The sequence below is a fragment of the Kribbella sp. CA-253562 genome, from assembly GCF_050942265.1.
Lineage (GTDB): Bacteria > Actinomycetota > Actinomycetes > Propionibacteriales > Kribbellaceae > Kribbella.
This window is the reverse complement of the sequence record NZ_CP192049.1, coordinates 5,328,785-5,341,986: the sequence shown is the minus strand read 5'-3', so window position 1 is coordinate 5,341,986 and position 13,202 is coordinate 5,328,785. Positions and strand designations below refer to the sequence as shown.

Sequence of the window (13,202 nt, the reverse complement as noted above, 5' to 3'; positions counted from 1 at the left end):
GAAATCCTGGCCGCGAAGACTTCACGGCGGTTAAAACTGTGTTTCGTAACGTAGGTTTCGGTGATGTTGCTGTCAAGGTCTTGAAACTTTCGACTTTCAGCCTGCACTGTTAGCGATGCACGCCTCGTGAAGTATCGAAACATTTCGAAACTTTGCCTTCTGTTGATCGATCCAAAGGGAGAATTTCGTGGCAGCTCCAGACGTTCGGCCGTGGCAGAACACCGCGCTCGCGGCCGAGGAGCGGGCTGGGCTGCTCCTTGACGAGATGACGTTGCCGGAGAAGCTCGCTCAGCTCGGCAGTCGCTGGATCGGCAACGACATGGCCGAACACGACCGGCCCGCCGAGGCCGAGGAGACCCTGAACGTCGCGCCGATGCAGGACGTGTTCGCGCAAGGCGGTGCGGTCTCGCTGGAGGACGCGAGCCGGCACGGACTCGGGCACCTCACCCGCGTGTGGGGCAGCGTCCCGCTGACCGTCGAGCAGGGCGCCGCGGAGGTGGTGCGCCAGCACAAGGTCGTGCTCGCGGGTTCGCGACTCGGCGTACCGGCGCTGGTCCACGAGGAGTGCCTGACCGGCTTCACGACGTACGGCGCGACTGTGTATCCGACCGCGTTGGCCTGGGGTGCGACCTTCGATCCCGAACTGGTCGAGCGGATGGCCGGCGCGATCGGCCGCGACCTGGCTGCGGCCGGGGTGCACCAGGGGCTGTCGCCGGTGCTCGACGTCGTCCGCGACTACCGGTGGGGGCGGGTCGAGGAGACGATCGGTGAGGACCCGTACCTGGTCGCGATGGTCGGTTCGGCGTACGTGCGCGGGCTGCAGAGCGCCGGCGTGATCGCGACCCTGAAGCACTTCGCCGGCTATTCGGCGTCCCGGGCCGGACGCAACCACGGCCCGGTGTCGATCGGGCGGCGCGAGCTGCTCGACATCGTGCTGCCGACGTTCGAGACCGCGATCGCGACCGCCGGCGCGGGATCGGTGATGACGTCGTACTCCGACCTCGACGGACTTCCGGCGGGTGCCGATCCGTGGCTGTTCACGCAGTTGCTGCGGGAGGAGTGGGGCTTCGACGGCACGGTGGTCTCGGACTACTGGGCTGTTCCGTTCCTCGCGACGATGCACAAAGTTGCCGCCGACACCGATGCCGCGGGAGCGCTCGCGCTCACGGCGGGAACGGATGTCGAGCTGCCCGACACGATCGGCTTCGGCGAAGGGTTGCTCGAGCTGGTCGAGTCCGGCGAGCTGTCCGAAGAACTGATCGATCGTGCCGCGCGCCGGCTGCTGGTGCAGAAGGTACGCCTAGGACTGCTCGACGCCGACTGGACGCCCGAGACCTCGGTGAAGCCGGTCGATCTCGACTCGCCGGCGAACCGGGAGCTGGCCCGCGAGATCGCCGAGCGGTCCGTCGTACTGCTCGATGCCGGTACGGCGTTGCCGCTGCTGGGCGAGGACCGCCCGGCGCTGGGCCGGGTCGCGGTGGTCGGCCCGTGCGCCGCGAACCCGAAGACGTTCATGGGCTGCTACGCCTTTCCCAACCACGTCCTGCCGCGCTACCCCGATCGGGATCTGGGCATCGACGTCCCTTCGGCGCTCGATGCCTTGCGCAACGAGCTGGACTCCGCCGAGATCGTGCACGAGGCTGGCTGCTCGGTGCTGGGCCACGACCGGTCCGGGATCGCGGCGGCGGTCGAAGCGGCGCGCGGCGCCGACCTGTGCGTCGCGTACGTCGGGGACCTGTCGGGCCTGTTCGGCCATGGTTCGTCCGGCGAGGGCTGCGACGCCGAGGACCTGCGGCTGCCCGGCGTACAGGCTGAGCTGCTCAATGCCCTCTTCGATACCGGTACGCCGGTGGTCGTGGTGGTCGTCTCGGGTCGGCCGTACGCGCTGGGCGAGTTCGCGGACCGGGCGGCCGGGATGGTGCAGGCGTTCATGCCTGGGCAGGAAGGCGGAGCGGCGATCGCCGGCGTGCTCAGCGGACGGGTGATGCCTGGCGGCAAGCTGCCGGTGCAGATCCCGCAGCACATCGGCGGCCAGCCGGGCACGTACCTGCAGCCGGCGCTCGGCAGTGTGGAGAGCGCGGGGATCAGTGGGCTGGAGACCGTGCCGTTGTTCCCGTTCGGATTCGGCGCGTCGTACACGAGCTTCGAGATCGGCGAGCTGCGGTTGAGCGCGACCGAGATTCCGACCGACGGTGAGGTCACCGCGACCGTGCGAGTCCGCAACACCGGGCAGCGGGCCGGGGACGAGGTCGTGCAGCTCTACCTGCACGACGTCGTGGCGCAGGTGGCGCGGCCGCTGAAGCTGCTGATCGGCTTCGCGCGGGTGTCGCTCGAGCCGGGCGCGGCCGTCGACGTGACGTTCCGGGTGGACGCCGACCGGACGGCGTACACGGGTCCCGACCTGCGCCGCATCGTGGAGGCGGGCGACATCGAGTTGCTGGCCGGAAACAGCTCGATCGACCTGCCCGCGCGGGGTACCGTGCGACTCACAGGGCCCACTCGCGTGGTGGGCCACGATCGTACGATGGTGACCCCCGTCGGGCTGGCTCCGGTCAGCGCAGCAGGAGGAGAGTGAGCAGGTGCCGCCGTTGAGAGGCCGGGTCACGTTGGCCACCGTCGCGGCCTCCGCCGGGGTCTCGGTCGCGACGGTCTCCAAGGTGCTCAACGGACGCAGCGACGTCTCGGAGTCGACCCGTGCCCGGGTCCAGGAGATCCTGCGCGAGCACGAGTACGTCGGGCGCCGGCCCGAACCGTCGGCCGAGCGGGCCGGCGTCGAGCTGTTCTACCAGGGCGTGCTGAACAGCTACTCGCTCGAGGTGATCCAGGGCGTGGTCGAGGCCGGCCAGGCAGCCGACGTCGACGTCGTGGTGAGCTGCCATCCGCCGCGCGGGCAAGGCCGGACCGCCGGACGCGCCGCGCCGTGGATCCGCGAGCTCACCGCGAACGGCCGCCGGGCCGCGATCGGGATCACCTCCGAGCTGACCGCCGCCGACCTGGCAGCGCTGTCGCGAGCCCGGCTGCCGCTGGTCGTGGTCGACCCGATGAACGTCGTACAGCCTGATGTGACCAGCGTCGGCTCGACGAACTTCGCCGGCGGGATGGCGGCGACCCAGCACCTGCTGTCGCTCGGCCACCGGCGGATCGCGTACCTCGGCGGGCCGCCCACCTCGGGCTGCAACCAGGCCCGGATGAACGGCTATCGCGGCGCGATGGAGGCGGCCGGGCTGCCGGTGCCGAAGGAGTACATCTGGCTGCGCGAGTTCCTGTACGACGACGGCCTGGCCGGCGGCGCGGCCCTGCTCGACCTGCCGGAGCCGCCGACCGCGATCTTCGCCGGCAGCGACGAGGTGGCGCTGGGCGCGATGGAGGCTGCGCGGGCGCGGGGGCTGCGAGTGCCGGAGGACCTGAGTGTCGTGGGATTCGACGACACCCAGGTGGCGCGGCTCGCCTCGCCGCAGCTGACGACGGTTCGGCAGCCGATCCGGGAGATGGGTGCGGTCGCGCTGCGCACGGCGTTGCGGCTGGCGGCGGGGGAGAAGGTCGACTCGCACCACGTCGAGCTCGCGACGCAGCTGATCGTGCGGGACTCGGCGACGGAGCCGGCGCGGGTGGACTCTCGGGCCTGACGGCCGCCGGGGTCCAGTGCCGGTGGGCAAGTTCAGATCGCGCAGGCGATGCAGGTCGTGGCGGTGGGCCGGGCGCGCAGACGCTCGACGGCGATCGGTCGCCCGCACCGCGCGCAGACGCCGTACTCGCCCGCCTCGAGTCGGGCCAGGGCGAGGTCGAGCTGCTCAAGGCGCTGCCGGGCGTCTTCGAGCAGCGTCGAGGTCTGGGATCGCTCGAAGGCGATCGTCGCGCCCTCGGGATCGTGCTCGTCATCGGTCGCGACCAGCCGCGAGGCCTCCATCACCGCCTCCACATCGGCGCTCAGCGCGGCGATCCGATCGGCCGTCCTCGCTCGTTCGGCCGCCAGGAGCTCGCGGAGGTCGTCCATCGTCGCGCTCCCGTTCGGCCGAGGCTACTGTGCGGATCCATGATCACCTGCGTTGTCGAGTACGTCATCGACCCGGCCAAGATCGAGCAGTTCGAGCAGTTCGCCCAGCGGTGGATGGAGCTGGTCAACCGGCACGGTGGCACTCATCACGGCTACTTCCTGCCGTCCGAGGGCGCCTCGGACAAGGCGCTCGCGCTGTTCAGCTTCCCGAGCCTGGCGGCGTACGAGGAGTACCGGCAACTGTTCGGCGTGGATCCGGACTTCATCGCCGCCGACCGGATCAGGGACGAGTCGGGCTGCGTGCTGCGCTACGACCGTTCCTTCATGCGCCCGATGCTGCCCTGACCCGCGGACGGGCCGCGGGCAGAACGCCCGCGGCCCGTCCGAGAGGTGGAGCCGCTACTGGATGTCGTCGTCCTGACCATCCAGGCCGTCCAGCCGGTCCTTGGCGAAGTCGGTGCCCTGGTCGATCTTGTCACCGTGCTGACCGCCGGTCTTCTCGTCGGCCATCTCACCGGCCTTGTCGAGACCGCCGCTGACCTTGTCGCCGTGGTCGTCGACGGCGCCGGTGGCCTTGTCCTTGAGGTTGTCGAAAACACCCATGTCGCCCGACTTCCTTCCTGGTAAACGCGTCCGGCCGGTTCATCGCCCCCTCCGCTGGGCAGCGAGTTCCGGACGCTACTGGCAGGTCGTACGGGGCTCTGGTGCCCATCGAGTCCGTTGCCAAACGCAAGGGCACGATCCGGGTGCTGCCGAGCCCGGAAGTCCTGCCAGGTCAGGAATTGCGGACGCGGGTAGTTGATCGCTCAGCCGATGGTGGAGGCAACAACCTTCGCCGCCTCGGCAACCAACCGGTTGTCTGGTTCGGCGTCCGGCGCGCGCCGGTTCGAGAACACCGCGACCACGATCGGCGCCCGGCCCGGCGGCCAGATGACAGCGATGTCGTTGCGCCCGCCGTACGTCCCGGCCGTCCCGGTCTTGTCGCCGACGACCCAGTTCTTCGGTACGCCGGCCCGGATCAGCTCGGCGCCGGTCGTGTTGGTCTTCAGCCAAGTGGTGAGCTGGTCGCGCTCGGGCTTGGCGAGGGCGTCGCCCAGCACCATCGCTTGCAGGTTCTTCGCGAAGGCGCGCGGCGTACTGGTGTCGCGGGGGTTCTTCGGATCCCAGTCGCTCATCTCCGGCTCGTCGCGATCCATGCGAGTGACGTCGTCGCCGAGCTCGCGCAGTACGGTCTCGAGGCCCTTGGGTCCGCCGAGCTCGGCGAAGAGCAGATTGGCGGCGGCGTTGTCGCTGTAGCGGACGGCCGCGTCGCACAGCGCCAGGAGTGTCATACCGGTGGCGACTTGCTTTTCGGCGACGGGGGAGTTGGGTTCGAGATCATCCTTGGAGTATTTGACGACCTTGTTCATGCCCGCGAGCTTGTTCTTGCGCAGGACGGCGCCCGCGGCGAGGGCCTTGAAGGTCGAGGCGTAGGGGAAGCGGGCGTCGGCGTTGTAGGCGATCTCCCGGCCGGTGCCGGTGTCGACGGCGTAGACGCCGAGGCGGGCGGCGAAGCGCTGCTCGAGGCGCTGGAAGTCGGCGGCGTACGGGGTGGTGGTCGGGGTGGTCGTTGGGGTCGGGGTGCTCGTGGGGGTCGGGCTTGCGGTCGCTGCGCCTGCGGGGGAGTCGTCGCTGGTACAGGCGGCCAGTGGTGCGACGGTGAGGGCGACCAGTGCTGCGAGGATCGCGCGGGTGTACTGTCGGATGTTCCACCTCCGGGGCTCGAGTGTTGAGTGCTACTTCACCGGCTCGAACCCATGCGGGTCCAATGCGGAAACGCTCGGTCTGATGCTGGATCCGCATAGCATGAGGCAGGTGGATCTGGTCGGAGCATGCCGCGCCTTTGTCAGCGTGAGCGAACGGGGAAGCTTCACCGTCGGCGCCGCCGCGCTGCGGATGTCGCAGTCGGTGGCGTCGCGTCGCGTTGCCGCCCTGGAGGAACGGTACGGCGAACGCCTCTTCGAGCGGACGGGCCGACGAGCCGTGCTCACTCCCTTCGGGCGGGATCTGCTGCCCGCGGCTCGGCAGGTGGTCCGGGCGGCCGGCGTACTGGATCATGAGGCGGAGGTCGCCAAGCGCCGGCCGTGGCGACTTGCCGTGCCCACCACGTGCAGTACTGCGCGGTTGGCGCAGTTGATCGCCGAGGCGCGTGCTCATGGCGTCGTGCTGGAGGTGCAGGTTGCGGCCGCGGGCGAGCGGGCGGAGCTGGTTCACTCGCAACAGGTGCGGGCCGCGCTGCTCGCCGTACCGGCTGATGAGGCTCGGTGGTCGGTGCCGCTGGGGCTGGCGGGTGAGCTGAAGGTCAGCCGCGTGTACGTCGCGACGTTGCGGCCGAGCCGGTCGCGGGCCGGTTCCGCGCGGCGGATCTGGATCCAGCCCGAGGACGACGTACCGCACATCCGCGATCCGCTCACCCGCCTGCGCGACGCCGTCGGGCTGCGTCCCGCCCAGGTCGCGGTCGCGCCGGACCTGACCACGGCCGCAGCCGAGACGCTGTGCTCCCGCGACCTCCTGCTCTGCTCGCCCGATCAGGCCGCCGATCTCGGTCTGACCTGGCGCCCGATCGGGGACCTCACGCTCACCCGTGGGTTCGCGCTCACCGCCGCTCCCGCAGTGAACGTCGACCTCTTCGACACCCACCTCTCCGACGCCGTCGCCCGATGCCTCGGAGTACCGCGATGACGACCGAACACCTGCTGCACTCCCTGCGCCAAGACCTCGCCGACGGCGGGCTGCGCGCCGGCATCCTGGTCCGCGACCTGCACACCGGCGACGAGCTCGGCATCGACCCCGACGTACAGCTGCCGTCCGCGTCGCTGGTCAAGATCCCGCTCGCGCTGGCCACGCTCGAGCGAATCCGTCGCGGCGAACTCGACCGCGCGACGACCGTCGAGGTGCAGCCGGGCCGAATCACCGCCCCAGGCCCCACGGGCCTCAGTCGCTTCCGGCACCCCTCGCGGATCGCGATCGAGGACCTCGTCTACCTCAGCACCTGCCTGAGCGACGGTACGGCGGCCGACGCCCTCTTCGCCCTCACCCCACCGGCGTACGTCGCCGGCCTGCTGCGCGAGTGGAACCTCGACGGCATCTCGATCCGCCACACCATGCACCCGCTGACCGACACCCCCGCCGACCACCTGGCCGAACCCGGTTTGGCCCACGCCCTGGCGATAGATGCCGGAAGCAACGGTCGTGTCCCGCAGCTCGACACCACCCGCGCCAGCTCTGGCAGCGCCCGCGCCCACGTCGACCTGCTCCAGGCCATCTGGACGCCGTCCCGGATCCACCCCGAGGTCGCCGCCGCCGTCCGCACCCTGATGGCCCACAACGTGCACCGCCAACGCCTCACCCCCGACTTCAGCTCCGACGCCACCACCTGGTCCTCCAAGACCGGCACCCTGCTCAACCTCCGCCACGAGATCGGCGTCGCCGAACACCCCGACGGCCACACCTACGCCATCGCCGCCCTCACCGCCTCCCAGGTCCCCGCCGCCGTCCAGCCCGCCGCCGAAGCCCTCATGTCCACCACCGCCCGAGCCCTCCACGACCACCTCCGCCAGCGCTGACCCCACCCGCCCCACCACCCACACCAGCCCCACCGCGACACCCCCGAACCCCCGATGTGAAGTTCCCCCAAAACGTTTGCTACTGTTCTCCGGTCGGCGCCACTGAAAAGTGGCCAGACCACCTGTCCGGGTGGCGGAATAGGCAGACGCGCTAGCTTGAGGTGCTAGTGCCCTTTACGGGGCGTGGGGGTTCAAGTCCCCCCTCGGACACAGTTACAGACAAGGCGGCACGAGAAATCGTGTCGCCTTTGGTTTTGGACCGGTGCGAAAGGACCCACATCATGTGCCGCCCAATCACCTGCAAGACCTGCTCGAAGACGACCTGGGCCGGCTGCGGCCAACACGTCGCCCAGGTCAAGGCGATGGTCCCGCCCGACGACTGGTGTCCCGGCCACCCGAAGGCAGAGCGCCAGGGCGGCAGCTGGTTGGCCAAGCTGCTGGGACGGTGAGCTAGTTCGGGGCACCCGCCGCAGCCATCATCGCCGCCCAGCTTCCGGGATGCATCGGCGAGCCGCCACCATCTGCTGCTGGGCCCATCCTCTTCCTCCGCACCGACCAGGGCAAACCCGGTGTAGCGAGGGTTGTCCAAGATCGCGAGCACCATGATGCTGCCATCCGTCCATCTTGCCGTGCCGGTTCTGGGAGGGCGTGTGAGCCGACGGGCAAGGAACGTGCTCGAAGTTGAGCACCGCGGCGATCGCCTTGAACCCGAGCCCCTCGAGAGACATCGAGAAGATCCGCTGCACCACCCGTGCCGCGATCTCATCGATTGCCGGCACCCGCCGCCGATACCGCTCCTGCGCCTTCCGGGGATTCGGATACGGCCCCGCGTCGACTACGACATATCCGTACGGCGCCCGCCCACCCTGACGCTTCCCATCACCTGAGCCGCCATCGCCGCGCGAGTCCGCCGCTGCACATGCTGCCGCTCACTCTTCGACAACCCACCCGTGATCGTCATCGCCATGTCATGCACCGTGTTCTCAGGATCGAACCGACCCCCAAGACTCGGAATCCACAACGAGGCTCCGAAGCGATCGAACTTCGGCCAGGTCAGACTGAACTGGTTCCCGAACCAGCACCGTGTCGCCTCACGGACCACCAGCCCGTCCCACCCCCGCCGCGGATCCTTCAGCGCCGCCAGAGCCAGACTCGCCTGCGTCCTCCGCTCCCATGGCAACGACCGAGACTCCCCAATGTCGAAGAACTCCGCCACAATCCCGCCACCCAGCGGCTCCACGAACCGCTGAGCCTCGCCGAGCTGCCAGGCATGCGAGGTCCGCGGATCCTGGTTCTCCTCAGTCGAGCATCGCCCGTAGAACGCCAGCTTCCCGATCCCCGCCCCGGCCACCGCCGCATCCGCGATCGCCTCCAGCCCCAGCAGGTCATCCAGCGTCTGCCACTGCCCGCTGTCCCCGTCGCTCAAGATCCGTTTTCCCCCGTCCACCCTGCCGCCCCGCACGTCTGCCAGACTCCACACTTCCTACAACAATCCGGCACAACACACGAGCAGCCTGTGGACAAAGCACCGGCACCCCGTCCGGCAACCGCACGGCGAGAGGTGAGCCCTCGGCCAACTGCTGCCTCCCTATGTAAACCGCCCTGGCCAGGGCGCCGTCCTGATGCAACGAGCCACAAGCCCCACTCGTGGGTCGAACCTCGACCCCGCTGATCGCAGCCGAGGTTGATCATTGTCTGCCACAGGTGAGCGGACTCTCTTGCTGGCAAGGCGCTGGCTCGTTGGATGGTGCACGCAGGTTCTCGTCGGTGACGATCATCACGCGCTGATCGAGGTACACAAAGGTGCGTTGGCGGCCCGCTGCCTCCATCCTCGCGCCACCGACAGCACCGAGCCTCGCGAAACGTGAGACAGTTGACGCATGCGCCCGCCCCGGGTTAACACCCGCGGGCGCCTTCACTCCGGAGCGGCCGCCGCCTCATCCAGGCGCGTTTCACCGCTTCCGTTCATTTCGCACCACTCCACGCCAGGACCGGGCACCACCCCACAAGGGAGATCTCCCATTACCGCCTCTGCGCTCACGCCGATCCTGGCCGCCCCTCGCACCCTGACCGACATCTACGGCCCCGGTATCGCCGTCTGCGCACGCCCCGCCCAGGAACCGACTGTGCCGTGGAGCAGGCACCGCAACACCCGCGACGTCCTGTCCGCCCGCCCCCTCGCCATCGCCGCCGACACCCCCGTCGTCACCAGGGCGGGCGGCACTGAACCCAACCTCCTGGCCGCCCTCCGCGACGGCGGCCTGCCCGTCGGCACCGATCCACGCGAGTTCCGCACCGAGGCCGAGTTCGCCGCCCGCGTCAGCGAAGCCCTCAGCGATGGCCTGCTCATGTCCATGGAATACCCGCAGCCCACGGCCCTGTACTCCGACGAACGCTCCGTGAAAAGCGCCGAGCTCGTCGGCTACCTCAACAACAAAGCCAGCATCAGCACCTTCGTCGACCCCCGCTTCCAGGCGCGCCGCCAGATCGTCACCATCGACGAGCTCGCCGAAGCCGCCCCCGCCGAGAAATCCTGGGTGCTCAAAGCCGCCACCAACGCCGCTCACGGCGCCAGCCTCGACGTCTACCTGCACCGAGCAGGGGACCCGGTGATCCTGCCCGCGTTCACCGACATCCTCACCGAGGTGGTCGTCGAGGAATACCTGAACATCCACTACAACTGGGGCGTCCAGCTCTACGTCGCCGCCGACGGCCGGGCCCGCCTGCTCGCCGTGACCGACCAGCGCATCGATGCCGACGGCGTCTACAGCGGCGGCCGCTTCGGGCTCATCGTCCCCCTGCCCGCCGACCTGCTCACCGAATGCCTGGCGATCGCCCAGCGCGCCGCCGACGTCGGGTACCGCGGCATGTGCAGCCTCGACTGCGCCCAGACCGACGACGGCAGACTCCTCATGCTCGACCTCAACTTCCGCATCACCAGCGGGTCCATACCGCTGCTGGCGCTGCACACCATCCGCCCCGACGCCCTGGACCGTCCGTCGGAGTCGACGAAGCTCACCACCTCCGCATCCATCGCCACACTGCTGACCGCGCTGCGGCCCGCACTGCAGCGTGGAGGACTCATCGTCACCGGCGGCCACGACACCCGCCGCACCGACAACACGATCAACCAGACCACGCTGCACCTGATCGTCTTCGGCGACGATCATGACGACGTCACCACCCGCCGCACCAAGCTCGAAGCCTTGTACAACCACTGACGCGGACGCTGTGCGCGACAGCAGCAGCGGGCGTGGGCCATTCAGTCACACGGTGTAACGACTTCGCGCGGCCACGGTCATGATCTGAGCACGAACCTGTCGTCCGATCACTAGGCGAGCATCGTCCACAAACGCAAAGATGATGAGTAGTCCACCCGCTACCGATACTCAGTACTTGCGCAAGTCTCGTCGTCCGACTCGCCGCGCTGTAGGCTCTGTCAGTGGTCACGTGTCAGGAGGTCGAGGAGTTTCTCTCGCTCGGGCACGAGATTCGGTCGTTTGAAGTCAAAGGCCAGGGTGAACTGGACGACAAGGCCTTCTGCTCGAAGATTGCCCGCGCCGCGATGGCGATGGGCAATCTCCGCGATGGTGGGCTGATCTGCATCGGTATTGTCGAGCCCCAGATGGCCGCGATGCAGCCGGGGCTTAGCGTGGCACAGCTCGCGGCCTGGTCGGATTACGACAACGTGCACGATGCGCTGGCGCGGTACTGTGATCCGCCGGTTTTCTTTGCCCTGCACTCCTTCCGTCTCAGCAGCGGCGCCAGCATCGTCGTACTCGAGGTCAACGAATTCGAGGACGTGCCGCACATCTGTAAGAAGAGCTATCCAGGCGAACTTGCCGATGGCCTCACCTACGTCCGACCCCGGGAAAACCGCAGTCCATCGCAGTCCCGAGCAGCGTCGAGATGCGCGAGTTGCTCGACCTGGCCACTACCAAGGGCGTGCGGGAGTTCGTCCGACGTGGAGGTGAAGCCGGGATCATCCATTCCGAAGCACGATCTGCTAGTGCCGCCGAACGCGAGGCGTTCGAAGTCGAGGCTGGGCGAGCCTGGTCGGTCGGCAGTGAGGTGATGGCGTTCATCCGGAGCGCTGGACACTTCGACGTCTCCATCCGGCCGGGTCCTTTCGACGACACTCGTGTGGAACCGGGGCGATTGGAGCCGCTCATCGCAGAGCGCGTGGTGCGGTTGCGAGGCTGGCCGGTTCCGTTCATCGACAACCAGGCCCCCATTCAGCGGTACCGAACGTGGGTCGGACAGGACATCGAGGCCCGTGTGGTGCCGCATTCCGAGGCATGGCGGATGTGTGCCAGTGGACAGTTCCTGCATCGGCGTGTTCTCGCAACCGATCTCGCGAGAAGCCCCGAGTTGCGGGCAGACGCAACCGGAGCTACGGGCGCGGTTGCTGTCTGGGATGTATTGCTTTACCTCGTCGAGGTGGCCGAGCTGGGCGCACGGCTCGGTGCGGCTTTGGAGTGCAAGGCGGTCAGAATCGACGTCGGCCTAAGAGGAGTCGCAGGGCGCCAATTGATCTCAGGCGACCGTGCCCGCGAGCTGGACGGAGATTATCGGGTGGCCGCCGACGAGCTGGCGGCAACGGCGTCGGTTGATACGCCTTCGTTGATGCGGGACGCGTCCGGCACCGGTGTTGGGCTGGCACAAGCGATCCTCACCCAGTTCGGGCTGCGGGTCCCAAACCAGGTACTTCACGCCTGGCAAGACGAGACCCTGAGTCCCCGCAGACCGAACTCGGGTTCGACAACGTAGGCCGAGGCCATCCTGGCCGCTAGTTCCACTGTCAAGATGTCAATCGGGCTGACCGAACAGGCCTGCAGCCTCCGAGATCGGCGCCGCGCTTCGGGTGATGGCTGTTCCTGTGAAACGCCCCGACAGCCCGACAAGCATCACGGTCTCGAGATTCAACCAGGCCGCTCTGGTCCTCGAGCACGAGCATCCCTTTGTTTCCAGCGCGACATGCCATCGACGCCGGCGGTTCCGGTCATCCCCGAGACCGCCCACGCGGCCTCCCGGCTGATCATCGCGTTGCGAGTGGTCTGCGGTGGTTCGGTCTCGGTGTCGCGGTCACTGCAGATGCTTCATCCGGACGAGTTGGAGGCGAACGGTACGGGTCAGGCGCAGCTCACACCGCTCTCCGCCGTCGATGCGGGTCGGCCGACCGTCCTCTTCGGAGAGCAGATCGACGAACTGCGTCACTTGTTGGAGCTCCTCGAGTCCCCACTGCCGGGCGCGCTCCAGGTCGCGACGCGCCGCTTGGTGTTCGCCAGCCACCGGACGGACGCTGCCGATCGCCTCATCGACCTGATCATTAGCGCCGAGGCACTGTTCATCCACTACCTGGGCAACGGAGCACGATTCCATTCGGACGCGATCGCGGGTGGCGCTGAAGCGTTGGGGTCCGATGCAGGAATCGGTGCGACGCCGGCCGGAGTACATCACTTCATGAAGGCGGCCTATCGCCGCCGGAACGAAGAGTTCCATGGGACCCGGTCCCGCCGAACTCCCTGATCAATCTGCAGGGGGAGCCGGTCGCGGACCTCGAATCCTTCGTTGAGAATCTTGATCGCGTCATGCGACGCGCC

13 protein-coding genes, 1 tRNA gene and 1 pseudogene are annotated in these 13,202 nt (G+C 68.4%); 11 read left to right on the top strand and 4 right to left on the bottom strand.

Features of this window, described 5'->3' with window-relative positions; all coding sequences use genetic code 11:
* Positions 1-187 precede the first annotated feature (187 nt).
* Both ACQPXM_RS25235 and ACQPXM_RS25230 read left to right on the top strand, forming a co-directional pair.
* Complete coding sequence (locus tag ACQPXM_RS25235; RefSeq protein ID WP_432937509.1) at positions 188-2,575, top strand: beta-glucosidase; 2,388 nt, start codon at positions 188-190, stop codon at positions 2,573-2,575.
* 4 nt (positions 2,576-2,579) lie between these two features.
* The gene (locus ACQPXM_RS25230) at positions 2,580-3,626 is read left to right on the top strand and encodes a LacI family DNA-binding transcriptional regulator (RefSeq protein ID WP_432937506.1); all 1,047 of its coding nucleotides are present in this window, start codon (positions 2,580-2,582) and stop codon (positions 3,624-3,626) included.
* Positions 3,627-3,658: 32 nt separating this feature from the next.
* Here ACQPXM_RS25230 and ACQPXM_RS25225 read toward each other — a convergent pair whose 3' ends face one another.
* On the bottom strand, positions 3,659-3,994 hold the full coding sequence (locus tag ACQPXM_RS25225) for a TraR/DksA family transcriptional regulator (RefSeq protein WP_432937504.1): 336 nt from the start codon (positions 3,992-3,994) through the stop codon (positions 3,659-3,661).
* Between the two features lie 39 nt (positions 3,995-4,033).
* On the opposite strand from ACQPXM_RS25225, the gene ACQPXM_RS25220 reads away from it, so the two are divergent.
* Positions 4,034-4,339, top strand: a complete 306-nt coding sequence (locus tag ACQPXM_RS25220) for an NIPSNAP family protein (protein WP_432937501.1) — start codon at positions 4,034-4,036, stop codon at positions 4,337-4,339.
* A gap of 54 nt (positions 4,340-4,393) precedes the next feature.
* Here ACQPXM_RS25220 and ACQPXM_RS25215 read toward each other — a convergent pair whose 3' ends face one another.
* Together ACQPXM_RS25215 and bla are read right to left on the bottom strand one after the other, a co-directional pair.
* On the bottom strand, positions 4,394-4,597 hold the full coding sequence (locus ACQPXM_RS25215; protein ID WP_077014456.1) for an antitoxin: 204 nt from the start codon (positions 4,595-4,597) through the stop codon (positions 4,394-4,396).
* A gap of 203 nt (positions 4,598-4,800) precedes the next feature.
* Positions 4,801-5,739, bottom strand: a complete 939-nt coding sequence (gene bla / locus ACQPXM_RS25210) for a class A beta-lactamase (protein WP_432951078.1) — start codon at positions 5,737-5,739, stop codon at positions 4,801-4,803.
* Positions 5,740-5,884: 145 nt separating this feature from the next.
* On the opposite strand from bla, the gene ACQPXM_RS25205 reads away from it, so the two are divergent.
* From ACQPXM_RS25205 to ACQPXM_RS25190, 4 genes are all read left to right on the top strand, one after another.
* Positions 5,885-6,715 carry a LysR family transcriptional regulator gene (locus tag ACQPXM_RS25205; RefSeq protein WP_432937497.1) on the top strand — a complete coding sequence of 277 codons (831 nt, stop codon included), beginning with the start codon at positions 5,885-5,887 and terminating at the stop codon, positions 6,713-6,715.
* Positions 6,712-7,599 (top strand): serine hydrolase, encoded by an 888-nt coding sequence (locus ACQPXM_RS25200; protein ID WP_432937495.1) that lies wholly within the window; start codon positions 6,712-6,714, stop codon positions 7,597-7,599. Before ACQPXM_RS25205 ends, ACQPXM_RS25200 begins: the two co-directional genes overlap by 4 nt.
* Positions 7,600-7,723: 124 nt before the next feature.
* Positions 7,724-7,809: transfer RNA gene (locus ACQPXM_RS25195), tRNA-Leu, on the top strand.
* 71 nt (positions 7,810-7,880) lie between these two features.
* Positions 7,881-8,048 carry a hypothetical protein gene (locus ACQPXM_RS25190; protein ID WP_432937492.1) on the top strand — a complete coding sequence of 56 codons (168 nt, stop codon included), beginning with the start codon at positions 7,881-7,883 and terminating at the stop codon, positions 8,046-8,048.
* Positions 8,049-8,434: 386 nt separating this feature from the next.
* On the opposite strand, the gene ACQPXM_RS25185 is transcribed toward ACQPXM_RS25190, so the two are convergent.
* A complete protein-coding gene (locus tag ACQPXM_RS25185; protein ID WP_432937489.1) occupies positions 8,435-9,025 on the bottom strand; it encodes a recombinase family protein in 591 nt (196 codons plus the stop codon).
* 454 nt (positions 9,026-9,479) lie between these two features.
* Between ACQPXM_RS25185 and ACQPXM_RS25180 the strand changes: the two genes are divergently transcribed.
* From ACQPXM_RS25180 to ACQPXM_RS25165, 4 genes and pseudogenes are all read left to right on the top strand, one after another.
* Positions 9,480-10,820 (top strand): hypothetical protein, encoded by a 1,341-nt coding sequence (locus ACQPXM_RS25180; RefSeq protein ID WP_432937487.1) that lies wholly within the window; start codon positions 9,480-9,482, stop codon positions 10,818-10,820.
* Between the two features lie 221 nt (positions 10,821-11,041).
* Positions 11,042-11,404 (top strand): annotated as a pseudogene (locus ACQPXM_RS25175) (hypothetical protein); the annotation flags it as partial.
* A gap of 104 nt (positions 11,405-11,508) precedes the next feature.
* Positions 11,509-12,369 carry a hypothetical protein gene (locus ACQPXM_RS25170; protein ID WP_432951199.1) on the top strand — a complete coding sequence of 287 codons (861 nt, stop codon included), beginning with the start codon at positions 11,509-11,511 and terminating at the stop codon, positions 12,367-12,369.
* 207 nt (positions 12,370-12,576) lie between these two features.
* Complete coding sequence (locus ACQPXM_RS25165) at positions 12,577-13,128, top strand: hypothetical protein (protein WP_432937484.1); 552 nt, start codon at positions 12,577-12,579, stop codon at positions 13,126-13,128.
* Positions 13,129-13,202 lie beyond the last annotated feature (74 nt).